Source organism: Kitasatospora sp. NPDC022856 (genome assembly GCF_055561235.1).
Genome location: NZ_JBVHHE010000017.1, coordinates 59,200 through 82,609, shown reverse-complemented (window position 1 = coordinate 82,609; position 23,410 = coordinate 59,200). Strand labels below are relative to the sequence as shown.

Here is a 23,410-nt window from a genome sequence, read left to right as displayed (position 1 = left end):
GGCCGGGTGCCCCGGGCCTCAGCCGGCCAGCTCGTCGCGCCGCACCAGCGCGACGGCCCGGCCGTCGACCAGGACGAGCGCGGCGTCCTGGCCGGGCCCGAGCGACTCCCGGGCCTCGGCGAGCGACTGGCCGACGCCGACGGTCGGCAGGGCGGGGCCCAGCAGGGCGGTGACCGGGCCGTCCGACGCGGCGCGGCCCTCGGTGACCGCTCGCTCGACGGCCGCCGAGGAGAGGGAGCCGAGCACCTCGGTGGCGCTGACCCCGTACGGGCGCTCCGGCCGGGCCAGCACCACCGGCGCAACGCCGCCGGGCACCTCGCGCAGCACGGCCAGGGCGTCGGCCACCGAGGCGTCCGAGGCGACCGAGGCGACCGCGACCGGCCCGCCGGGCCGAGCGTCCAGCAGGGACCGGACGGTCGGCCCGGTGTCGTCGGCGCCCCGCGGCTCCTCCAGGAACCCCCACCGGCGCAGCCAGTCGTCGCTGTACAGCTTGGAGAGGTAGGACCGGCCGGAGTCGGGCAGCAGCACCACGACGAGGTCGTCGGGGCCGAGTCCGCGCGCGACCCGGAGCGCGGCGGCCACCGCCGTGCCCGAGGAGGGGCCGGCCAGCAGTCCCTCCTCACGGGCCAGCCGCCGTGCGGTCAGCAGGGACTCGCGGTCCGGGATCCGCTCGACGTGGTCGACGACCTCGCGGTGGTAGGACTCCGGCCAGCGGTCCTCCGCCGTGCCGGGGTGCAGGAAGTGGCCGATGCTGTCGACGAAGTAGGGGCTGCCGTCGCCACCGCCGTAGCGGGAGGACTCCGGGTCCGCGCCGACCACCGTGACGCCGCCGCCGGAGGCCTTCTTGAGGAAGGCGCCGGTGCCGCTGATCGTGCCGCCGGTGCCGACCCCCGCGACGAAGTGGGTCACCCGGCCCCCGGTCTGCTTCCAGAGCTCCGGACCGGTGGTCCGCACGTGCGCGTCGGGGTTGGCGGGGTTGTCGTACTGGTTGGCCAGCCAGGCGCCGGGGATCTCCTCGGCGAGCCGGCGCACCACGTTGAACAGGTGGTCCGGGTGCTCGGCCGGCAGTGTGGTCGGGGCGAGCACCACCTCGGCGCCGTACGCCCGCAGGATGTCCGACTTCTCGACGGCGGACCGGTCGGCCACGCAGGCGATCACCCGGTAGCCGCGCCGGCGGCCGACGATGGTGAGGCCGATCCCGGTGTTGCCGGAGGTCGCCTCGATGATCGTCCCACCGGGCCGGAGCAGGCCCTCCCGCTCGGCCGCCAGGACCATCGACAGCGCGGCGCGGTCCTTCACGCTCCCGCCGATGCTGAGGAACTCGGCCTTGGCGTAGACGGGGGTCGCGAGGCCGGCGCCGAGCCGGGCCAGCCGGAACAGCGGCGTCCCGCCGATCGCGTCGACCACCGATTCGTGAACCGTCATGCGACTCCTTGCCCCGGTACCCCGCCGCGCGCGGCCTCTGCCGCGTACGCCACGGCCCCGGGCGAACGCCTGCGACCGCTGGGACGAAAGGCTTTCACCGCACGATCGCCCGACGCAAGAGGACCCGGCGCGAGAGAACCCGGCGCGAGAGGACCCGGCCGGGTCGGCAGGCCGGGCCCAGAGCCGGACGGACGGGCCCGGCCGGGCCGGGTCACGCCTCCTGGGTGTCGAGCCAGTTCAGCAGGACGGCGCGGTCGGCGACGGTGCCGGTGGGGTTCGCCGGGTCCAGCAGCCAGTGCCGGATCCGCCCGACGGTCTCCGGATCGAGGTCCAGGTACAGGCGCCAGTGTGCCCGGGTGTGGCAGTTCGGGTCACGCGGCTCGTCACAGTCGTGGCAGTGGGTGAAGAAGGCGTCCACCATGCGGTGCACGATCAGCTCGTCGGACATGAAGGCCGCGTTTCCCTCTCTCGGTGCGTGCTGCCGGCCTCCACGGGCCGGCGCTCCACTTCCAGGGTGCGGGGCGGCCGACCCGGACGGGAGGGACGAACGTCCCGCGCCCCGGCCCGTCCGGCGCCCGCCGGGGCCCGGGAACGCCGGAGGCCCGGTACCCGTGGGGGTGGGTACCGGGCCGTTCGAGGGGCGGTGGTCAGCCGCGGCCCGAGGACTTCTGCGTGCGACGGGAGACCGAGTCCAGGACGACGGCGGCCAGCAGCACGGCACCGGTGATCATGTACTGGATCGCCTGGGCGGCGTGCACCATGTCCAGGCCCGTGGTGATGGACTGGATGACCAGGATGCCGAGCAGCGCCGACCAGGTCTTGCCGCGCCCGCCGAAGAGGCTGGTGCCACCGATGACGGCGGCCGCGATGGCGCTCATCAGCACGTTGCCGCTGCCCAGCGTCTTGTCCGCCGAGCCCTGCTGGGAGGCGATGAACAGGCCGCCGAGACCGGCCAGGCCGGCCGAGATCATGAAGACCGAGATGCGGACCCAGGCGACGTTGATGCCCGCGCGGCGGGCGGCCTCGATGCCACCGCCGACGGCGAAGATCTGCCGGCCGTAGGAGGTGCGGCGCAGCACGAAGTCGGTCAGCACGACGACGCCGAGCAGGATGACCAGCGGCAGCGGCAGGCCGCTGTCCTGGTTGAGGGTGTAGGCGCCGGCCAGGGCGAGCACCGCGAGGGCGCCGGTGCGCAGCGCTATCTCGCCGGTGGTGCGGGCGGGCAGTCCGGCGGTGGTGCGGCGGCGGGCGTCCAGGAGCTGGCCGCCGAGGAACAGCACGATCGCGAGGACGGCCGCCAGCCAGGCGAAGGCGATGTCGCCGTCGCCCAGGAAGTAGGTGTCCAGGTTGGCGACGACGCCGTCGTTGATGTTGTTGACGGTGCCGAGCTTGCCGAGGACGTAGTCCTGCAGACCGCTCCAGGCGAGCATGCCGGCCAGGGTGACGACGAAGGCGGGGACGCCGATCCTGGCGAAGAAGAAGCCGTGCAGGGCGCCCATGGCCACCGCCGCGACGAGGGCGAGCAGGATCGCCAGGCCCTCGTTGAGGCCCTGACGGACCGCCAGGACGGAGGTGATGGCCGAGGTGACGCCCGCGATGGAGCCCAGCGAGAGGTCGATCTCGCCGAGCAGCAGGACGAAGACGACACCGACGGCGATCAGGCCGGGACCGGCGATCCACTTGGTGATGTTGGTCAGGTTGTCGGCCTGGAGGAAGTGGCCGGTGACGCTCTGGAAGATGACCGCGATCAGGACCAGGCCGATGACGACGGGCAGCGAGCCGAGGTCCCCGCTCTTGATCTTGCGGCGGAACTCCTCCACGTAGCCCGCGACGCCGCCCTGGCGGACCAGCAGACGCGGGTCGGCCACCGGTGCCGGGGCGTTGGTGGGGGTGGTCTGGCTGGTGCTCACTTCGCTTCCTCCGCGATACGTGCCTGACGCCGGGTGACGGCGTTGTCGGTGGCGCCGGTGATGGCGGAGATGATCTCCTCGGGCGAGGTGCCGGCGACCGGGAAGACCCCGTTGTTGCGGCCCAGGCGCAGGACGGCGACGGTGTCGGCGACCGCCCGTACGTCCGCCATGTTGTGGCTGATCAGGATCACGCCGAGGCCGCGCTGGCGCAGCCGCTCGACCAGGTCGAGGACCTGCGCGGTCTGCTCGACGCCGAGGGCCGCGGTCGGCTCGTCGAGGATCACGATCCTCGGGTCGCCGACGAGGGCGCGGGCGATCGCCACGACCTGGCGCTGGCCGCCGGAGAGCGCGGCGATCGGGATCCGCACGCTGGGGATCCGGATCGAGAGCGTGTCCAGCAGTTCCTTGGCGCGCCGCTCCATGGCGACCTCGTCCAGCGTGCCGAAGCGGCGCAGCTCGCGGCCCAGGAAGAGGTTGGCGACGACGTCGAGGTTGTCGCAGAGCGCGAGGTCCTGGTACACGGTGGCGATGCCGAGTGCCTGGGCCTCCTGGGGGCGGGTGACCCGGACCGGGCGCCCGTCCCAGGTGATCTCACCCTCGTCGATCGGGTGAACTCCTGCGATCGTCTTGACCAGGGTGGACTTGCCGGCGCCGTTGTCGCCGACCAGCGCGACGACTTCGCCGGCGTGGACGTCGAGGTCGACATCGGTGAGTGCCTGGACAGCGCCGAAGCGCTTGGAGACCGCGCGCAGCGCCAGTACGGGTGCGCCTGTCACGTGAACCATCTCCTGCGGGGTAGTGCGTGGGGTGGGGTGGGGTTCCTGCGGGCAGGAGGGCCGGCGCTCCCCGGGCGGTACGGGGAGCGCCGTGGCCTTCGAGCCCGGCGGGCGCGCTACTTGACGCCGGCGGTGGTGCAGGCGGCGGCGAAGTCCGCGGTGCAGATGTCGGCGGCCTTGTAGAGGCCGTCGGCGATGACGGTGTCGTTGATGTTGGCCTTGGTGACGACCTTGGGCTCCAGCAGCTTGGCCGGGATGCCCTTGTCCGTGTCGCTGTCCACCGTGGACGGCGCCGCGGCCTTGAGGTCCTTGCCCTGCAGGAGGTTCACGGCCAGCTCGGCGGCGCTGTCGGCGAGCGGCTTGTAGGCCTTGTAGATGGTGTAGGCCTGGTCCCCGGCGACGATCCGCTGGACGGCGTCGAGGCCGGCGTCCTGACCGCCGACCGGGACGCTGACGCCCGCGGCCTTCAGCTGGGTGATGATGGCGCCCGCCATGCCGTCGTTGGCGGAGTAGACGGCCTGGAAGCCGTCCTTGCCCAGCTGGGTGATGGCGGCACCGGTCTTCTGGCCGGCGACGGTGGGCTTCCACTCGCCGGACTGCTCGTAGACCACCTTCTTGACCTTGCCGTCGAGCACCTTGTGCGCGCCCGACTTGAACTGCGCGGCGTTGGGGTCGGCCTCGTCACCGTTGATCATGATGATGTCGGCGTCGGCCGCCTTGGCGCCGAGCGCGTCGACCAGCGCCTGGCCCTGCAGCTCGCCGACCTTCTCGTTGTCGAAGGAGACGTAGGCCGAGACCGGGCCGGTGGCGAGCCGGTCGTAGGCGATGACCTTGACGCCCTTGCCGGCCGCCTCCTTCACCCAGGACTGGGTGGACTTGGCGTCGAAGGCGTCCAGGATGATCACCTTCACACCCTGGGCGATCAGGGTGTCGAACTGCTGCTTCTGCTTGGCGGCGCTGCCCTCGGCGTTGCTGTACTGCACCTTGCAGTCCGAGCAGAGCGCCTTGACCTTCGCCTCGATGAACGGCCGGTCGAAGGACTCGTAGCGGGTGGAGGAGGCGTTCTCGGGGAGCAGCAGGCCGATGGACTTGCTGTCCCCGGAGCTCGCGGAGTCCTTCTTGTCACTGCCGGCCTTGCCGCAGGCGGCCATCGAAAGGGCCATCGAGACCGCGGCGGTGCCAATGACGACGCGACGCATCGTTGCGTTCATGTGGGGAGTGCCTCCGTGACGGTGCCGCAGCGCTGCGGCGGGGTGGGAGGAGTTAATCCGTCTTCGGCATATGACGTCAATAAGTAAATCCAAGCCCTCACGATTCAGATCTTTTCGTTATCTTCGTGAACGCCTACTCGTCATTGAAGCTTGGAGGAACCTCCGAGTATCAATCTGGCAGGACATGACAGAACGGACATATTGTTTCGCTTCGACGTTCACCACCTGGTGCGAACATGAGAATCGATCCGCGAATCCAAAGGGCCGGTCGCCGATCCCCTGACTGTTGCGCTCTTGACAAGAACAGAGCAAAATGCTTCGTGCGTTCAAGACTTAGATCAACAGGACGGAAGGCTTGAGGATCTGACGTTCCGTCGGCGGCGGCCGGGATCACCGTGCGGGCCCGCCGGCGCCCGAACGTGGTACAGGAAGGGCGGCCGCGGCGCACCCCCGGAACGCCGTGGACCCGCCGGACGTGATCGTCCGACGGGTCCACGGCGTTCGGGAACGTGCTCGTAGGGGGTGCCTACCGGCGGACGGCACCCACCACCCGGGGCCCGGGTCCGCCGGGGCCCCGCCCGCTCAGCCCCACCACTGCTCCGGCACGGCGGCCGCCTCCGGAGCACCGCCGGACCGCACCGCCTCCTCCCGCGCCCGGGGGCCGGCCGTCACCAGCAGCTCACCCGGCCCGGCCTCGGCCACCCGGTAGCCGGACTCCCGGAGCACCGCGGCGACCGCCCCCGTCATCGCCGTACGGATGCCCTCGACGGGCGGCGGCGCGGCGTCGCCCGGCCCGCCGGCGCCGTCCCCGCCGGGCTCGGCGCCCTGCCCGGCGTCCTGGTCCGCGCCCGGCGACCAGCCGACCAGCACGCCCTGGGGCAGTTCCGCGATCCGCAGGCCCGAGGGCCCCGAGGGGTCCCGCTCGGTGTCGAACCCGGCACGGGCCAGGGCCGCTGTCACGTCCTCGTAGAGTTCCCGGTGATCCACCATTGGCGCAGCGTAGGCCGGGGACCGCACCCTCCCCGCGCACGGCGCGCGCCGAAACGGTTCGGCTCCCCGGCAACAGCACCCGGGCGCACCATTCCCGGCCCGAAAGCGGCCGGTCAGCGGCACGCACACCCCCGGACGGGCCGACACGAGCGGCCGTCCGGGCCGATGGACGTGCACAGTCGGCCCCCTGCCGACAGCATGACAGAGTAAGCGCTCCATCACTTTGAGCAACGGGGCCAGCGGGTCGGCGGATCCGCGCGCCGGCGACCCCGGCGGCCCCGTATCGAGAGGTCCCATGATCACATCACTCCGCCGGCCGGCAGCTCCGCAGGCGGGCTCCCCGGACGGTACGCAGCGGACGCCGGGGAGCCCGTCGTGAGAGCCCACCAGCAGTCGCGCCCGGGACCGGTCACCAGCACGCGCTCGGCGCCCGCGAACAAGGCCGAGGCCCTCGCCGACTGGGCCGACGGCCGGCTCGGCATCTACGCCCTGTCCAAGGCCAACCTGCGCAAGATCTTCCCGGACCACTGGTCCTTCATGCTCGGCGAGATCTGCCTGTACACCTTCATCATCATCATCCTGACCGGCGTCTGGCTGACCCTGTTCTTCCAGCCGTCGATGGCCGAGGTGACGTACGAGGGCTCGTACATCCCGCTCCGGGGCATCCGGATGTCCGAGGCGTACGCCTCGACGGTCGACATCAGCTTCGACATCCGCGGCGGTCTGCTGATCCGGCAGATCCACCACTGGGCGGCGATCGTGTTCGTCGCCGCGATGCTGGTGCACATGATGCGCGTCTTCTTCACCGGCGCGTTCCGCAAGCCGCGCGAGATCAACTGGATCTTCGGCGCGCTGCTGCTGTTCCTCGGCATGTTCGACGGCTTCATGGGCTACTCGCTGCCCGACGACCTGCTCTCCGGCACCGGCATCCGGTTCATGGAGGGCGCGGTGCTGGCCGTCCCGCTGGTCGGCACGTACCTGCAGTTCTTCATCTACGGCGGCCAGTTCCCGGGCTTCGTGATCGTGCCCCGGCTGTTCACCGTGCACATCCTGCTGATCCCGGGGATCATGCTGGGCCTGCTGGTGGCCCATCTGATCCTGGTCTTCTACCACAAGCACACCCAGTTCTCCGGCCCCGGCCGCAAGGAGGAGAACGTCGTCGGCATGCCGCTGATGCCGGTCTACATGGCCAAGGCGGGCGGCTTCTTCTTCCTGGTGTTCGGCATCATCAGCGCGATGGCGGCGATCGCCACCGTCAACCCGATCTGGGCCTACGGCCCGTACCGGCCGGACCAGGTGTCCACGGACGCCCAGCCCGACTGGTACATGGGCTTCTCCGAGGGCCTGATCCGGATCATGCCGGGCTGGGAGATCGGCCTCTGGGGGCACACCCTCAACATGGGCGTCTTCGTGCCTCTGATGATCTTCCCACTGGTGCTCTTCGCCATCTGGACGTACCCGTTCCTGGAGGCCTGGGTCACCGGCGACCGGCGCGAGCACCACATCGCGGACCGCCCGCGCAACGCGCCCGTGCGGACCGGCTTCGGCGCCGCCTGGGTCAGCCTCTACGTGATCCTGCTGATCGGTGGCGGCAACGACCTCATCGCCACCCACTTCCACCTGTCCATCAACGCCATCACCAACGCGGTCCGGATCGGCTTCTTCGTCCTCCCGGTGGTGGTCTTCGTGATCACCAAGCGCTGGTGCCTGGGCCTCCAGCGGCGCGACAAGGAGAAGGTGCTGCACGGCCGCGAGACCGGCGTCATCAACCGGCTGCAGCACGGCGAGTTCGTCGAGGTGCACGCCCCGCTCCCGCAGGGACGGCTGTACACGCTCACCTCGCACGAGCAGCCGCAGCCGATGGAGCTGCCGGCCGAGGTGGACGAGAACGGCGTGGTCCGCCGAGCCGGCCTGCTCACCCGCACCCGGGCCCAGCTCTCGCGCGGCTTCTTCGGCCGGGGCAGCCAGATCGCCAAGCCGACCGCGCAGGAGCACGAGGAGATCACCAGCGGCCACGGCCACCACTGACCTCCCGCACCCCGCACGACCGGGCCCGCCACGCCGTCCAGCGCGTGGCGGGCCCGTCGCGTGCGGCCACCCCGCAGGCTCCGGCGCGCGGCCGCCGCCCCGGTCAGGCCCGCAGCGCGACCGGCACCACCGCGAGCAGGGCCGCGGCGAGCGCCACCGAGAGGCAGACGGCCGCCCAGCGCGCGCAGATCCGCCAGCACTCGCTGCGGTAGCGCGCGGCCAGCTGGCGGCACCGCTCCACCGCCCGGTCGACGACGTCCTCGGCGTAGCGCAACCGGTCGGCCGCGTAGGCCCGTTCGAGGTCCTCCCGTTCGGCGGGCGACAGCCAGGGGAACCGGCCCGCGAACGCCTGGGCGTCCCGCTCGGCCGCCGCCACCTCGGCCTCCCAGGCCAGGTAGCCCTCCAGCCGGGCGATCTCCACCCGTGCGTCCACCCGGGGCCGGGCCGGCCCGCCGCCCTTGCCCGGCCGAGGGGTCCGCGCTCTCGGCGGGCGCTCTCTGCCACCCATGACCGCTCCTTGTCCAGCACCCGGGCACCGCGGCGAGCAGCACTGCGGCAGCGGCGCGCACCAGTCGATTGGGCCGGCCGAACGCTCCACCGGCCAGGACAGGCCGGCGGTCGATCGCACCGCAACCACGCAACTACTATCAGTGACCGACGGCGGCCCACGGGACGACTCGCCGGGTCCGGCCGCACCACGGGGCGCCCGCCCGGCCGCCCGCGCTGGGCCGATCGGTGCGACGGCGACCCCACGGGACGCCCGCACGACCGGCGCGGCGGCCCGCCCGGGCGACCCGCCCGCACCCCGAAAACCGGGTGGACACGCTCCGCACACAGGCGTGTACGATCAGCGATCACGGCGGCGCTCTGCCCGACCGCCGGTCCGGCCTGCCCCGGTCCGCCCGGGGTCCGAACCAGGAGGTCAGCCGTGCCCGATGCCGGTCGGTTCAGCGAGTCGGGCGAGCAGGGCTCGCAGGCCGTCATGGAGGCGGCCGCGGTGCTGGAGCGCGAGCTGTCCGCCGGGCTGACCGACGCCGAGGCCGCCGGCGACCGGCTGACCGGCGAACACCACGTCGACCAGGAGGAGTTCGACCGCCTGGTGCGCCGGGTCTCGGAGAACACCCACCAGCTGATCGAGGCCGTCAGCAGCCGTCTGCTCGGCAGCACCACCGGCGACGCCGCCGACCAGACCCAGCGCCTCGCCGCCAACGCGCACGACGTCCTCGACCTGCTGCTCAACCTCAGCTCGCTGGCGCCGGCGCTCGCCAACCGGACCATGGAGAGCACCTTCGGGCCCCGGCAGAGCCCGGCCGAGCGCCCCGGCGGGGCCGACGGCCGGCAGGGGTGACGACCACCGCCCGGCCGCTCGCCGGCGCCGCCTGCCGGTCTAGCCGGTACTCGCCCGGCAGGCGGCGGACGTGCTGGTGCCCCCTGCTCGTGGTGCAGTGGCCGGTGGCGTACCTGCTGCGGCCGGCCCGGGTCTGGGCGGCGCTGCTGTCGGTGGTCGCCGCGATCTTCACCATCAACCCGGGCACCTGAGCGTCAGGCGAAGGCCGAAGGCCGGCCGAGGGCGACCAGGCGGTGGTCCTTGGTCCCGACGTAGATCCGGCCCTTGTCGGTGGCCGGCACCGAGAACTTGCTGACCGTGCCGATCGGGAAGGAGCGGCGCAGCTTCAGCGTGCCGTCGACCGGGACGGGGTCGTAGGCACGCAGTTCGCCGCCCTCGCCGTACTGGCCGGTGCCGGACCAGATCACCCAGACCAGGGCGGAGCCGGACCGGGTGCCGTCGGAGGTGACGACGGGTGAGCCGGACATCTTGAGGAAGTCCTCGGCGCTCGTGCCGGCGCTGGTCAGCCGCGGGTCGCCGGCCGCGGTGACGGAGTACTTGAGGGCGCGCAGCCTGCCGTAGTTCTCGACGGTGTAGACGTAGCCGCCGTCGCCGCCCCAGACTGCCGGGTGGCCCCAGACGCCGCCGTGCGGGCCGGTCACGCCGACGGCCCGGTCGGTGCCGCCGGGGCCCTGGCCCATGCCGCCGAGGTCGTCCCGGTCGAGCAGGAAGATCCGGCCGTCCTTGCCGACCTGGACCAGCAGGCGGGGGCGGGCGGGGGTGCCGAAGTGCGCGGCGGGCAGGGCGACCGGGCCGCCGGAGCCGAGGTCGGTGTCCCGCTTGTCGAGGGTCGCGTTGTTGCTGGGGCTGAAGAAGTCCTGCGGGGTGAAGCCGCCGTCGTCGTCGACGGCGAAGCGGATCACCGACTCGCCGAGGCCGCCGGGCGGGCTGGAGCCGGGGCCCCGCGCGGGTGAGGCGCCGGCGCCCTGGCCGTTGGCGGTGGTGAGGATGATCCGGCCGGGTCCGTCCGAGACCGGCCCGCTGCCGGCCATCCAGATGGAGGCCCGCTGGGTGTCGGAGCCGGCCACCGTCGACCAGAGGGTGAGCTTGCGGGTCCGGGTGTCGAGGCCGGCCAGGGTGCCGATGTAGTCGCCGATGCCGCAGAGCGAGCCGAAGCCGAGGTAGAGCCGCCCGTCGAGGAGCAGCAGTCCGGGCCGCTGGAGCGAGCGGTAGGCGTTGAACGGCTTGCCGGGCGCGTTCACCGGGTCCCCCTGGACGGTCACCGGCCAGCCGCTGCGCTCGGCACCGGTCTGCGCGTCCATGGCGTGCACGTAGTAGTGCGGGTGCCGGTCGTCCGGCCCGTCGTCGACCTTGCCGGTCAGGTAGACGGTGCCGGTGCCCGGGTCGTACACGGGGGTGGAGGTGGTGCCGACGTTGGGACCGGGGTCGGAGCAGCCGATCGCGGCGGAGCGCCAGGGGGCGCCCGTCGTCCGGTGCCAGCGGACCCTCCCGGTGGCCGCGTCGACGCCGTAGACGTGGTTGGTCTCGGTGGCGACGACCACGGTCGGGCCGATGACCAGCGGCTGGGCGAACACCTGGCCGTCGAGCGGGGTGCTGAAGCGGATGCCGAAGTCGGAGGCGTCGACCTCGCCGGGGGCGAGCCCCGGTTCGGCCTGGTCCCAGGCGGTGCGTTCGGTGGTGACGGAGACGGTCGTGACGTCCGCGTGGGCGACCGCTGCCGGGGCGAGCAGGGCGATGCCGGTGAGCAGGGCGGCCGCCCGGGCGTACGGTCTGTTGGTTCGGTTCATGGCGCCCATGCTTCGGCGGTGGCGGCACGGCCACCAGCGGGCGTGGTCCAGTCGGCGCACCCGGAGCGGCTCGGCCGCCGCCGAAGGCGGTCATTCGCCCGACGGCGGGGGCGCGGTGATCTATCGTCGTCGCTGCACGCGTCACGGGGCGCGCGACGACGGAGGGCGAGGCACGGTGCGGTTCGCAGTCATCGGCACAGGGACGGTCGGGCGGACGCTCGCGGACAAACTGGTGGCGCTCGGCCACGAGGTGACGCTGGGCTCCCGGAACAAGGACAACGAGACGGCCGTCGCCTGGGCGGAGCAGGCGGGGCCGAACGGGCGGCACGGGACCTTCGCCGACGCGGCGGGCTTCGGCGAGGTGGTGCTGAACGCCACCGGCGGGACGGTCGCGCTGGAGGCGCTCCGGGCGGCGGGCGCCGAGCGGCTGGCCGGGAAGCTGCTGGTGGACATCTCCAACCCGCTGGTCTTCTCCGCCGAGGGCGAGGTGACGCTGGATCCGGTGAACACCGACAGTGTGGGCGAGCGGATCCAGCGGGAGTTCCCGGAGGCCCGGGTGGTGAAGGCGCTCAACACCCTGACCGCGCCGCTGATGGTGGACCCGGGGCGGCTCCCGGGTGAGCACAACGTCTTCGTCGCCGGGAACGACGCGGGGGCGAAGGCCGAGACGGTCGCGCTGCTGGGCGAGTTCGGCTGGCCGGCGGAGTCGGTCGTCGACCTCGGGGACATCGCGGGCGCCCGGGCGATGGAGATGATGATGCCGTTCTGGCTCCGCCTGATGCGGGCCTACGGCACGGCCGAGTTCAACTACTCCATCAGGCGCGCCGGGTAGCGCGCCGGGAGGCCCGTGCCCCGTCCCCCCGGTCGCGGGGGGGACGGGGCACGCCGCTACCGGGAGCCCGGTCCGGCTCCGGCGGGTACGCGCTTCTCGGGCTCGTCCTCGACCGGCTCCGGGGTGCCCCGGGCCGGCCGGGGAATCCGTACCCCGGCCGGGGCGACGGCGCCCGGGCCGGCCGGGGCAGCGGTACCGGCCACGCGGGCCGCCTCGGTGAGCGCCAGCAGGCGGTCCGCCTCGGCCTGGATGGCGTCCTTGTCACCGATCTCGGCGTCCGGCAGGGCGTCCGGCAGCAGGTCTTCGATCAGCCGCAGCGGCCGGTAGGCGAGGCCGAGCAGGCCCCAGACCGCCAGGACGGCGCCGACCACGACGAGCAGCAGGCCCGCGCCGCGCCCCGGGCCGGTGCCGAGCACCAGGCCGACGGAGTCGGCGAGCGCGCCGCCCGGCCGCATCAGCGGCTCGAAGACGTGGTCGGAGAGCGGCCCCGCGGTGAGGAAGCCGAGCGGCATCATCGACATCGCGAGCATCTGGTTGGTGGCCAGCACCCGGCCCTGGAGCTCCATCCCGACCTTGGTCTGGATCAGCGCCATCCAGTGCGAGTTGAGGATCATCAACGCCGCCCAGAGGCCGAAGAGCCCGCAGGCGGTGATGGCCGCCTGCGGCCGGCAGCCGGTGACGACGGCGGCCACGCCGACCAGCGAGGTGAAGCCGATCATGCCGACCGCGCGCCGCCTGGTGCCGCCCCACAGGGCCATCACCAGCGCGCCCGTCAGCGCGCCGACGCCGCCGACGGCGGTGATCACGCCCAGCTGCACGGCCGAGCCGCCGGCCAGCACCATCGGGGTGACCAGCACCGTCGCGACGGCGAACAGGTAGTTGAAGACCACGAAGAAGACCACCATCGCCACCAGGCTGTGCCGGCGCACGATGTAGCGCCAGCCGGTGACCACCTCGCGCAGCAGCGGCTCCTCCTGCCGGTCGAACAGCGCGTCGGGGAAGCGGACCAGCAGCAGGCAGCTGACCCCGGTCAGGAAGGTCGCCATGTCGAAGAGCACCACACCGTGCAGGCCGATCAGCGAGACCAGCACGCCACCGGCCAGGACGGCCATCATGTCGCCCGCACCGGTGCCGAGTTGGGCGAGGCCGTTGGCCTGTCCGAGGTAGCGCTTGGGCACCAGCTGGGTGATCGCGGCCAGATAGGCCGGGCGTTGGAAGGCCGAGCAGACCGCCCCGACGCAGGCCACCAGATAGATGTGCCAGACCTCCAGGAGGTCGGCCCAGAGCAGGAGACCGAGCGAGAGCATCGCGGCCGCGGCCACCGTGTCCGTGACGATCATGATCTTGCGGCGGTCGATCCGGTCGGCCAGCGCGCCCGCGATCGGCAGCAGCAGCACGGCGGGCAGCACCGCCACCACCGAGATCATCGCGAAGTCGAAGGCCGAGCCGGTCTGCTGGTAGACCCAGACGCCGAGGGCGAAGGTGGAGAGGCTGGTGCCGATCATCGAGACGAACTGGCCGATCGCCACCTTGGCGAAGGTGCCGAGCTCGGCCCGGGCCGCCGGCCGCTTGGCCGCGACCTGCTCGGCCACCGCCCCGGTGGCGGTGAACTCGGCCAGCACCCGGGCGAGTTCGTCGGCCTGGTGCTTGAGGAAGTAGTGCCCGGCCCGTGGAATGACGGCCAGGTCGACGGCCTCGCCGAAGTGCTCCCACTCGGCGTACCGCTCCTCGTACAGCTGGGTGGCGCGGTCCTTCTCGCCCACCACGCAGAGGATCGGCGCCGCGATCCGGGCCGGGCGGGCGTCCCCGTACGCCTGGGTGTAGAAGTCCTCCGCCTGCCGGACGTCGTGGCGCAACGCCCGTACCAGGAAGTCCTGTTCCTCCTGGTCGTAGACGTCGGTGAAGCCGCCCATGGCGCGCAGGTAGTCGAGGTAGGAGCGGTTGGAGAGCATCCGGTCGCCGGGCAACCGCTTGGCCATCCACTCGGCGAACCGGCCGGGCAGCCGGGCCGCCGGGAAGGTCCCGCCGAGGGCGACGCCGCGCAGGTCGACGCCGGCCGCCTCCAGCCGGGAGCCGAGCGCGGTGGCGAGCGCACCGCCGAGGCAGTGGCCGTAGAGCAGCACCGGGCCCTCGATCCGCTCGGTGATCTGCTCGACCAGGTGGTCCGCCAGGGCGCCGAGTTCGACGAGCTCGTCGTCGGGCCTGCTCGGATCGTGCCCGGGCAGCTCGACGGCGTACAGCCGGTGGCCGGCCGGCAGCGCGTCCGCGAGCGGCTGGAAGGTGATCGGACTGCCGCCGCCGTACGGCACGCAGACCACGCTCACCTCGGCGGGCGCCGTGCCGCGGGTCAGCCGGTGCAGCAGGGTGCGCGGTCCCTCGTCCCCGGTGCCGGCGGCCCGGGCGTCGAGCAGCGCGGCGAGTTCGCGGACGGTGGGGTGCTGGAACAGGTCGATCACCGAGAGGCCCCGGCCGATCAGGCGGACGGCGTGCACCGCGGAGAAGGAGTCGCCGCCGAGCGCGAAGAAGTCGTCCGCCGGGCCGGGTTCGTCGACGGCCAGCACGGTGCGGTAGGCGGCGGCCACCTCGTGCTCGGTGGCGGAGGACAACGCGCCCCCGCCCTCGGCCGGGCGGGCGGCGGCCGGCTCGGGCAGCGCGGCCCGGTCGACCTTGCCGTTGGCGTTCAGCGGCAGGGCGTCCAGCACGACCAGCGCGGCGGGCACCATGTAGTCCGGCAGCCGGGTGCGCAGCGCGGCGCGCAGGGCGGCCGGGTCGGGGGCGGCCGCCGGGTGGGCGGGCACCAGGTAGCCGACGAGGGTGCGGGCGGCTCCCTCGCCGCGCGCCACCACCACGGCCTCGCGCACCTCGGGGCGGCCGGTGAGTTCGGCCTCCACCTCGCCGATCTCGACCCGGAAGCCGCGGATCTTCACCTGGTGGTCGATCCGGCCGAGGAACTCGACGGCGCCGTCCTCCCGGCGGCGGACCAGGTCTCCGGTGCGGTAGCTCCGGCGGCCGTCGACCCGGACGAACCGCTCGGCGGTGAGGTCGTCCCGGCCGAGGTAGCCGCGGGCCACGCCGGCGCCGGAGACGTACAGCTCGCCGGGGACGCCGATCGGCACCGGGCGCCGCCGGGCGTCCAGGACGTGGGCGCCGACGTTGCCGAACGGCAGGCCGAGCGGCGCGGTGGCGGCGTCCCCGAGGTCGGCCGGGACGGCGGCGCCGAGCATCGACACCGTGGTCTCGGTCGGGCCGTAGTGGTTGTGCAGCAGCAGGTCCGGGCGGGCGGCCCGGATCCGGGCCACCAGGTCGGGCCGCAGGGCCTCGCCGGCGCAGATCAGCAGCCGGCCGGGGAGGATCCCGGCGAGCCCGGCGCCGTGGGCCGCGAGGCCCTCCAGGTGGCTGGGGACGAGCTTCATCGCGTCGATCCGGTGGACGGCCGTGTAGGCCGCGAAGGCGTCCGGATCGGTGGCCTGGTCACGGGTGAGCAGGTGCAGGCAGCCGCCGCCGGTGAGCGCGCCGAACACGTTGGTGGTGCCGAGGTCGGCGGCGAAGGTGGAGACCAGGGCCCAGTCCCAGCCCCGCTGGTCGCCGCCGATCCGCTCGCGCAGCCCGTGCAGGTAGTTGCGGACGTTGCGGTGCTCGACGGCGACGCCCTTGGGCGCCCCGGTGGAGCCGGAGGTGAAGATCAGATAGCAGAGGTTCTCCGGGCCGGCCCCGGCCTCGGGGGCCGGGCACGGCGCCACCGGGGCGTCCAGCGGCTCCGGGACGACGACCGGGGTGCCGGCCACCCGGCCGGCCAGGTCGTCGGTGGTGACCACGGCGGCGGCCCCGGCGGCCGCCAGCAGCGCCCGGATCCGCTCGTCCGGGTAGACCGGGTCGAGCGGCAGGTAGGCGCCGCCGGCCTTGAGGATGCCGAGCATGCCGACGACCAGCGCGGCCGAGCGCTCGACCAGCAGCCCGACCGGACGGTCCGGACCGACCCCGAGCGCGCGCAGCCGGTGGGCCAACGCGTTGGCGCGGTTGTCCAGTTCGGCGTAGTCGAGGACGCCGTCGGCGCCCCGGACGGCGGGCGCGCCGGGGGTGCGGCGGGCCTGCTCCTCGACCAGGCCGTGCAGGGTGGCTCCGAGGTCCCAGTCGCGCGGGGCGCCGTCCCACTCGGCCAGCCGGCGCCGCTCGGAGGGGGTGAGCAGCGGCAGCTCGGCGAGCGGCCGGTCGGGGGCCTCGGCCATCGCGTCGAGCACGGTGCTGAGATGGCCGAAGACCCGTCGTACGGTCGGCTCGTCGTACAGCTCGGCGCGCCAGACCAGGTCGGCGCAGAGCTCTCCGCCGTGGTCGACGACGGCGACCGAGAGGTCGAACTTCGCGGTGTCGGTGCCGATCGGCCGCCAGTCGGCCCGCAGCCCGGGCAGGTCGAGGTCGGCCCGGTCCTGGTTGTGGACGTTGAGCATGACCTGGAAGAGCGGGGTGTGGGCGAGTTCGCGTTCCAGGCCGAGGGAGTCGACCAGCCGCTCGAACGGCAGGTCCTGGTGGCCGAAGGCGCCCAGGGTGCCTTCGCGGACCCGCTCCAGCAACTGCCGGACGCTCGGGTCGCCGGAGAGGTCGGTGCGCATCGCCAGGGTGTTGACGAAGCAGCCGACCAGCGGCTCCGTCTCGCTGCGGGTGCGCCCGGCGACCGGCGTGCCGACCACGACGTCCTGCGCGCCGGTGTAGCGGGACAGCACGGTCTGCAGGGCGGCGAGCAGCACCATGTAGACGGTGCCGCCGGTCTGCTCGGCGAGCGCCCGGATGCGGCGGGTGCGCTCGGCGCCGAACTCGACGGTGATCCGCCGGCCGTCGGTGCCGGCCACCGCGGGACGCGGGCGGTCGGTGGGCACGGTGACGGTGGCGGTGGCGCCGCGCAGGCGCTCCTGCCACCAGGCCTGCTGGCGGGCCAGCTCGTCGGCCAGCTCGGTCTGCTGCCAGTACGCCACGTCGGCGTACTGGAGGGGCAGCGGCTCGAAGGCCGGTGCGCGGCCCTCCCGGCGGGCGCCGTAGGCGGTGGCGAGGTCGGCGAAGAACACGCCGATCGACCAGCCGTCGGCGGCGATGTGGTGCAGCACCAGGCTCAGCACCGCGCCCTCGGCGGTGCGCAGCAGGGTGGCCCGGACCGGCAGGTCCGCCGCGAGGTCGAACGGGCGGCGGGCGTCCTCCTCCAGCCGGGCGTCTACCTCGTCGGCGGGGACGTCGGCGGTGGCGAGGATCAGCGGGGCGGCGGTCAGCGGCCGCGGCCGGACCTCGCCGTCGACGGTCGGGTAGACGGTGCGCAGCACCTCGTGCCGGTCGAGGACGTCGGTGAGCGCGGCGGCCAGTGCGGCGGTGTCCGGCTCGCCGGTGAGGTGGAGGGCGAGCGGGATGTGGTAGGCCGCGCTGTCCGGCTCGTACTGGGCGAGGAACCACATCCGGCGCTGGGCCGAGGAGAGCGGGGCCGGGGTGCCCTCGGGGCGGGGCGCGACGCCCCGGCGGGCGGGCTCGCCGCTGCCGGCGTCCCGGGCGGCCTTCGCGGCCTTGGCCGCGGCGAGCCGACGGCGGAGCAGCTCCTGGCGTCTCGCCTCCCGGTCCGGCCGGTCGCCGGTGGTGTGCTGGTCGCTCATACCGTCTCCCCCGTCAGTGCGCCGATGCCGTCCTCGGCGTCCATGCCGTCCACGCCGTCGATCTCGTCGATCTCGTCGAGCAGTCGCTCCTCTATTCGGCGGGCCATCGCGGCCAGCGTGCGGGACTCGAAGACGCTGCGCAGCGGCAGGTCGATCTCGAAGGTGTCGCGGACCCGGGCGGCCATGCGGGTGGCGAGCAGCGAGTGGCCGCCGAGCGAGAAGAAGTCGTCGTGCCGGGAGACCCGCTCGACGCCGAGGACCTCCTGCCAGAGGTCGGCCAGCAGTTCCTCGCAGTCGCCCTCCGGCGGGGCACCGGCACCGCCGGAGGGCGGCACCGGCAGCGCGGCCCGGTCGATCTTGCCGCTGGAGGTCAGCGGCAGCCGGTCGAGCAGGACGAGCGCGGCGGGCACCATGTAGTCGGGCAGCCGGGCGCCGAGCGCGGTGCGCAGCGCGTCCTCCCCGACGGTGCCGTCGGTGACGGCGTACCCGGCGAGGACGGGACCGGCCGGGCCGTCGGCCAGCCGGGCGGCGCCGGCGGTGACACCGGGGACGGCGGTCAGCGCGGCCTCGATCTCGCCGAGTTCGATCCGGAAGCCGCGCAGCTTGACCTGGGCGTCGGTGCGGCCGTGGTACTCCAGCCGGCCGTCGGCGCGGCGGCAGGCGAGGTCGCCGGTGCGGTACATCGGCGCGCCCTCGGGGCGGCCGGGCTCGGGGACGAACCGCTCGGCGGTGAGGTCCGGGCGGCCGTGGTAGCCGAGCGCGACACCGTCGCCGGCGATGCAGAGCTCGCCGATGCCGTTGACCGGGACGGGCCGCCCGGCCGTGTCGAGCAGGTGCAGCCGGGTGTTGGCGACGGGCGCGCCGAGCGCCACCACTCCTCCGTGGGCGACGAGTTCGGGCGTGACCCGCTGGATGGTGGACCAGACGGTGGTCTCGGTGGGGCCGTAGAGGTTCCACAGCGCGCCGGTGCGCTTCAGCAGGGTCTCGGCGAGGTCTGCGGTGAGCGCCTCGCCGCCGCAGAGCGCGGTCAGCCCGGGTCTGCCCGGCCAGTCGGCCTCCAGCAGCAGCCGCCAGGTGGCCGGGGTCGCCTGGAGGTGGGTGACCGCGCGCCGCTCCAGCCAGTCGGCCAGCGCACGGCCGTCGGTGGCGGTGGCGCGGTCGGCGATCTCCACCCGGGCGCCGGTGACCAGGGGCAGCCACAGCTCCAGGCCGGCGATGTCGAAGGTCACGGTGGTGACGGCGGCCATCACGTCGCTCGCGGTGAGGCCGGGTTCGCGGCCCATCGAGGTGAGGAAGTTGACGATCGCGCGGTGCGGGACGGCCACGCCCTTGGGCGTGCCGGTGGAGCCGGAGGTGTAGAGCAGGTAGGCGCGGTCCTCCGGCCCGACCGGGACGGCCGGCAGCTCCGGTGCGGCGGCCGCCTGCGGGCCGTCGACCAGGACGACGGTCCGCCCGTCGAGCAGCGCGTCCCCGGCGGTGGACCGTTCGGCGACCAGCAGGGTGACACCGGCGTCGTCGAGCACCGCCCGGTTGCGGGCCAGCGGCTGGTCGATGTCGAGCGGCAGGTAGGCGGCGCCGCTGCGCAGCACGCCGAGCAGGGCGGCGGGCAGCAGCCGGCCGCGCCGGACGGCGACCGCCACCAGGGTGCCGGGGCCGGCCCCGTGCCCGGCCAGCAGCTGGGCCAGCCGGCCCGCGGTGGCGTCGAGTCCGGCGTAGTCGAGGACGCCGTCGTCGGCGGAGACGGCCACCGCCTCCGGGGTGCGGGCGGCCTGGGCGGCGACCAGCTCGTGCAGACGGAGGTCGGGCAGCGCCGCCGCGGGGCCCTCGGCGGGCGCCACGGCCTCCGGCCCGGTGGCCGGGAGCATCGCCAGCTCGCCGAGCGGGCGGTCCGGTTCGGCGACGGCGGCGGCCAGCAGGGCCACCAGGTGGTCCAGCGCGGCCCGGACGGACCGCTCGTCGTAGCGCGAGGTGCGGTACTCGGCGGAGAGCAGCGGGCCCTCGGCCGGGAACTCCAGGAACAGCGACAGGTCGGTCTTGGCCGTGCCGTTGCACACCTCGGCGACGAACTGCAGGCTGAGGCCGGGGAGTTCGAGGCCGGCCACCGGGTGGTTCTGGACCGCGAGCAGGACCTGGGCGATCGGTGAGGCGGTCAGCCCGGCGGAGCCGCCGACCCGGCGGACGTGCTCCAGGAACGGGTAGCCGCTGTGCTCGGCGGCCTCCAGCACCACCGGACGCACGCGCGCGACCAGTTCGCGGAAGGTGTCGGTGCCGGCCGCGTCGAAGCGGAGCGCGACGGTGTTGATCAGCGAGCCGAGCACCTGCTCCAGCTCGGGCACCGGCCGGACCGCGAACGGGCTGAGCACCGCGAGGTCCGTGCGGCCGCTGTAGCGGTGCAGCACGCCGCCGAGCGCGGCCAGCACGGCCATGTAGAGGCTGGCGCCCTCCTGCGCGGCCCAGCGCTCGGTGGCCTGGATCAGCTCGGTGTCGAGCCGGCGGGCGATCCGGCGGCCGGCCGTGTCGTACGGGTTGGGGTGCGGGCGGTCGCCGGGCAGGTGCTGGTCGGCGTCGAGGCCGAACAGCCCGTCGCCCCAGCGCAGCGCGCCGTCGCGGGCGGCCGCGTGGGCGCGCTCCTCCCAGCGGGCGATGTCGGAGAACTGCAGCTGAGGCTCGGCGAGTTCCCCGCCCTGGTAGGCGCGGCCGAGTTCGGCCAGCAGCAGCCCGGCGGCCCAGCCGTCCATCGCGGCGTGGTGGACGGTGATCAGCAGCTCGTGCCGGTCGGTCCCGGTGCGCACGGCGAGGGCGCGCAGCAGCTGCCCCCCGGCGAGGTCCAGCGCCCGGGCGGCCTCGGTGCGCAGCGCGGCGTCCAGCTCCTCCTCACCGGCTCCGGCGAGGTCGAGCAGCGGCACGTCGACGGGGTACGGCGGGCGGATCTCCGCGGTCACCTCGCCGTCGCGGTCGGCGAACGCGGTGCGCAGCACCTCGTGCCGGCGGACCACCTCGCTCAGCGCCCGGCTGAGGGCGGACCGGTCCAGCGTGCCGACGGCGCGGAAGCGCAGCGGCACGTTGTAGAGCGCACTGCCGGGCTCCAGCGACTCGTGCAGCCAGAGCTCGCGCTGGAAGCCGGTGGGGCGGGCGGGCAGCGCGGCCTCCCGCACGGGCGGGGCGACGGACGGACGGCCGCCGCCCCCCTTGGTGACCCGGACGGCGAGCGCGGCGACGGTCGGCGCGGCGAAGAACTCGGCCAGCGGGACGCGGGTGCCGTAGGCGCGCTCGATCCGGGCGAGCAGTCCGGCGGCGAGCAGCGAGTGCCCGCCGAGGTCGAGGAAGACGTCGTGCACGCCGACCCGCGGGACGCCGAGCAGTTGCTGCCAGAGCTCGGCGATCCCGGTCTCGACCGGGGTGCGTGGCGCGACGAACAGCTCCTGGTCGCCCCGGCTCCGGGCGACCGGCGGGAGCGCCCTGCGGTCGGTCTTGCCGTTGGGGGTCAGCGGCAGCCGCGCCAGCACGCCGACGGCCAGCGGCACCATGTAGCCGGGCAGCGCCGCGGCGCAGTGCGCGCGCAGCTCGGCCGCGGTGGGGTCGGCGACGCCGGGCCCGGGCTGGACGAAGGCGGCGAGGTAGTCGCCGGCCTCGTCCCGCTGGACCACGGCGGCGGCGGCCTCGACGGCGGGGTGGGTCGCGAGCACCGCCTCGATCTCGCCCAGCTCGACGCGGAAGCCGCGTACCTTCACCTGGTGGTCGACCCGGCCGTGGTACTCCAGCTCCCCGCCCGGCAGGCGGCGCACCAGGTCCCCGGTGCGGTAGCAGCGCTCGCCGTCGACGGTGACGAAGCGCTCCTCGGTGAGGTCCGGGCGGCCGTGGTAGCCGCGGGCGAGGCCCTCGCCGGAGAGGTACAGCTCACCGATGCCGCCGTCCGGTACGGCGCTCCGGCGCTCGTCGAGCACGTGGCCGGTGGTGCCGGGCAGCGGGCGGCCGATCAGCGGCTCCTCGCTGCCGCCCCGGTCGACCAGCGACCAGGTGGAGTAGACGGTGTCCTCGGTGGGCCCGTAGAGGTTGTAGACCCGCTCGACCCGCGGTTCGCCGTAGACCTGGTCGGCCAGCCGGCGCGGCAGCGCCTCGCCCGCCAGGTTGACCACGCGGACGCCGCCCGGCAGGCCCCTGCCGCCGGGAAGGGCGCCACCGCGCAGCAGCGCCGCCATGGCGCTCGGCACGGTGTTGACCAGGGTCACCTCGTCGCGGGCCGGCAGCTCGGGCAGGGCGAGGACGTTCTCCGCCACCACGACCGTGCCGCCGACGGCGAGCGGGAAGAACAGCTCGTAGACCGAGATGTCGAAGCAGACCGAGGTGCCGAACAGCACGCCCGCGACGTCGGCCGGCCCGTAGGTCCGGGCGGCCCAGCGGAGCATCGCGTTGACGCCGCGCTGGGTGACCGCGACGCCCTTGGGCCGGCCGGTGGAGCCGGAGGTGTAGAGGACGTAGGCGAGGGAGTCGGCGCCGGCGCCCGGGGCGAGCGGTGCGCGGGGGCTCTCGGCGTCGGTGTACAGCAGGGTCGCGCCGGCGCCGGCCAGCAGGTGCTCGTGGGCGCGGTCGGTGAGGACCACGGGCGCCTGCGCGTCGCCGATCACCAGCTCCAGCCGGTCCCGCGGGTAGGCCGGGTCGAGCGGCACGTAGGCGCCGCCGGCCCGCAGGACCGCCAGCAGGGCGATCACGAGGTCCGCCGTGCGCGGCAGGCAGACCGCCACCAGGGTTTCGGCGCGTACTCCTGCGGCGGCCAGGCGGCCGGCCATCGCGTCGACGGCGGCGGCCAGCTCGCGGTAGGTCAGCCGCCGGTCGCCGTCGATCACCGCCGTCGCCCCGGGGGTCCGGCCGACCTGTGCGTCGACCAGATCGGCCAGCGAGGCCGTCGGGTCCGGTGGAGCCAGTGGAGGAAGTCCCGTCGAACTCATCAACTCTCCTGAGGGATGGCCCTGCGCCGACTTGTGGTCGGCTGGAAATGGGCGGTGTGCCCTCGGAGATGGTGGGGTAACGGTCTCCGGATGACCAGCACATCTCCATCACTCGTTCGATATGCCGGAAAGATCACCTGCCCATCACCACGGAGCGGTACGAGTACGTGACGGTTCGTCGACGATTCCTACCGGTTGCCGAAGCCCGTGACATCCGCGCGCGGTGCCGATACGGTCTCCCCAGTAGCCGACGGGGCATCAGCTCCGGGGCGGCAAAGGGCCTTCGACCTCGGATGTCTTGACCTGAACCCGTCATTTCGGTGCCTGAAGCAGCGTCAGCCACTCACCCCCGAAGGCTCACGACCCCCTCGGCAACGCCCGCCGTACGCGGCCGGCCGCACCACCGCCGCGCGACCGCGCGATCCGGCCCGCCTTCACGCGGTACGCACATGTCCGCAGCGGGTCCGCCCCTTCGCCCGGATTCCGGCGGATCGGGGCGACCCGGCCCCGTCCAGACACCCGGCCCGGCA

The 23,410-nt window shown here is 74.0% G+C and carries 14 protein-coding genes; 4 read left to right on the top strand and 10 right to left on the bottom strand.

Going from position 1 to position 23,410, the window contains the following annotated elements:
- Positions 1-18: 18 nt before the first annotated feature.
- From ACZ34W_RS22625 to ACZ34W_RS22600, 6 genes are all read right to left on the bottom strand, one after another.
- The gene (locus ACZ34W_RS22625; RefSeq protein ID WP_465606510.1) at positions 19-1,425 is read right to left on the bottom strand and encodes a pyridoxal-phosphate dependent enzyme; all 1,407 of its coding nucleotides are present in this window, start codon (positions 1,423-1,425) and stop codon (positions 19-21) included.
- Positions 1,426-1,636: 211 nt separating this feature from the next.
- Complete coding sequence (locus ACZ34W_RS22620; protein ID WP_352292002.1) at positions 1,637-1,873, bottom strand: hypothetical protein; 237 nt, start codon at positions 1,871-1,873, stop codon at positions 1,637-1,639.
- Between the two features lie 199 nt (positions 1,874-2,072).
- Complete coding sequence (locus ACZ34W_RS22615) at positions 2,073-3,335, bottom strand: sugar ABC transporter permease (RefSeq protein ID WP_329485941.1); 1,263 nt, start codon at positions 3,333-3,335, stop codon at positions 2,073-2,075.
- Positions 3,332-4,120, bottom strand: coding sequence for an ATP-binding cassette domain-containing protein (locus ACZ34W_RS22610; RefSeq protein ID WP_329485943.1), 789 nt, complete (start codon positions 4,118-4,120; stop codon positions 3,332-3,334). The genes ACZ34W_RS22615 and ACZ34W_RS22610 overlap by 4 nt, the downstream gene beginning before the upstream one ends.
- Positions 4,121-4,227: 107 nt before the next feature.
- A complete protein-coding gene (locus tag ACZ34W_RS22605) occupies positions 4,228-5,322 on the bottom strand; it encodes a sugar ABC transporter substrate-binding protein (RefSeq protein ID WP_329485944.1) in 1,095 nt (364 codons plus the stop codon).
- A gap of 582 nt (positions 5,323-5,904) precedes the next feature.
- On the bottom strand, positions 5,905-6,312 hold the full coding sequence (locus tag ACZ34W_RS22600; protein WP_465606507.1) for a hypothetical protein: 408 nt from the start codon (positions 6,310-6,312) through the stop codon (positions 5,905-5,907).
- A 375-nt stretch (positions 6,313-6,687) separates the two neighbouring features.
- Between ACZ34W_RS22600 and qcrB the strand changes: the two genes are divergently transcribed.
- Positions 6,688-8,340: a cytochrome bc1 complex cytochrome b subunit gene (gene qcrB / locus ACZ34W_RS22595; RefSeq protein ID WP_329485946.1), complete on the top strand. Its 1,653-nt coding sequence runs from the start codon at positions 6,688-6,690 to the stop codon at positions 8,338-8,340.
- A 103-nt stretch (positions 8,341-8,443) separates the two neighbouring features.
- On the opposite strand, the gene ACZ34W_RS22590 is transcribed toward qcrB, so the two are convergent.
- Positions 8,444-8,848 carry a hypothetical protein gene (locus ACZ34W_RS22590; protein WP_465606505.1) on the bottom strand — a complete coding sequence of 135 codons (405 nt, stop codon included), beginning with the start codon at positions 8,846-8,848 and terminating at the stop codon, positions 8,444-8,446.
- 420 nt (positions 8,849-9,268) lie between these two features.
- Between ACZ34W_RS22590 and ACZ34W_RS22585 the strand changes: the two genes are divergently transcribed.
- Together ACZ34W_RS22585 and ACZ34W_RS22580 are read left to right on the top strand one after the other, a co-directional pair.
- Positions 9,269-9,688 (top strand): hypothetical protein, encoded by a 420-nt coding sequence (locus ACZ34W_RS22585; protein ID WP_465606503.1) that lies wholly within the window; start codon positions 9,269-9,271, stop codon positions 9,686-9,688.
- Positions 9,685-9,879: a hypothetical protein gene (locus tag ACZ34W_RS22580; protein WP_465606501.1), complete on the top strand. Its 195-nt coding sequence runs from the start codon at positions 9,685-9,687 to the stop codon at positions 9,877-9,879. The genes ACZ34W_RS22585 and ACZ34W_RS22580 overlap by 4 nt, the downstream gene beginning before the upstream one ends.
- A gap of 3 nt (positions 9,880-9,882) precedes the next feature.
- Here the strand turns inward: ACZ34W_RS22580 and ACZ34W_RS22575 are convergent, their stop codons facing one another.
- Complete coding sequence (locus ACZ34W_RS22575) at positions 9,883-11,475, bottom strand: outer membrane protein assembly factor BamB family protein (RefSeq protein ID WP_465606499.1); 1,593 nt, start codon at positions 11,473-11,475, stop codon at positions 9,883-9,885.
- A gap of 175 nt (positions 11,476-11,650) precedes the next feature.
- On the opposite strand from ACZ34W_RS22575, the gene ACZ34W_RS22570 reads away from it, so the two are divergent.
- A complete protein-coding gene (locus ACZ34W_RS22570; protein WP_359804473.1) occupies positions 11,651-12,307 on the top strand; it encodes an NADPH-dependent F420 reductase in 657 nt (218 codons plus the stop codon).
- Positions 12,308-12,363: 56 nt separating this feature from the next.
- On the opposite strand, the gene ACZ34W_RS22565 is transcribed toward ACZ34W_RS22570, so the two are convergent.
- Together ACZ34W_RS22565 and ACZ34W_RS22560 are read right to left on the bottom strand one after the other, a co-directional pair.
- Positions 12,364-17,934 (bottom strand): non-ribosomal peptide synthetase/MFS transporter, encoded by a 5,571-nt coding sequence (locus ACZ34W_RS22565; RefSeq protein ID WP_465606496.1) that lies wholly within the window; start codon positions 17,932-17,934, stop codon positions 12,364-12,366.
- Complete coding sequence (locus ACZ34W_RS22560; RefSeq protein ID WP_465606494.1) at positions 17,931-22,880, bottom strand: amino acid adenylation domain-containing protein; 4,950 nt, start codon at positions 22,878-22,880, stop codon at positions 17,931-17,933. Before ACZ34W_RS22560 ends, ACZ34W_RS22565 begins: the two co-directional genes overlap by 4 nt.
- Between the last annotated feature and the right edge of the window lie 530 nt (positions 22,881-23,410).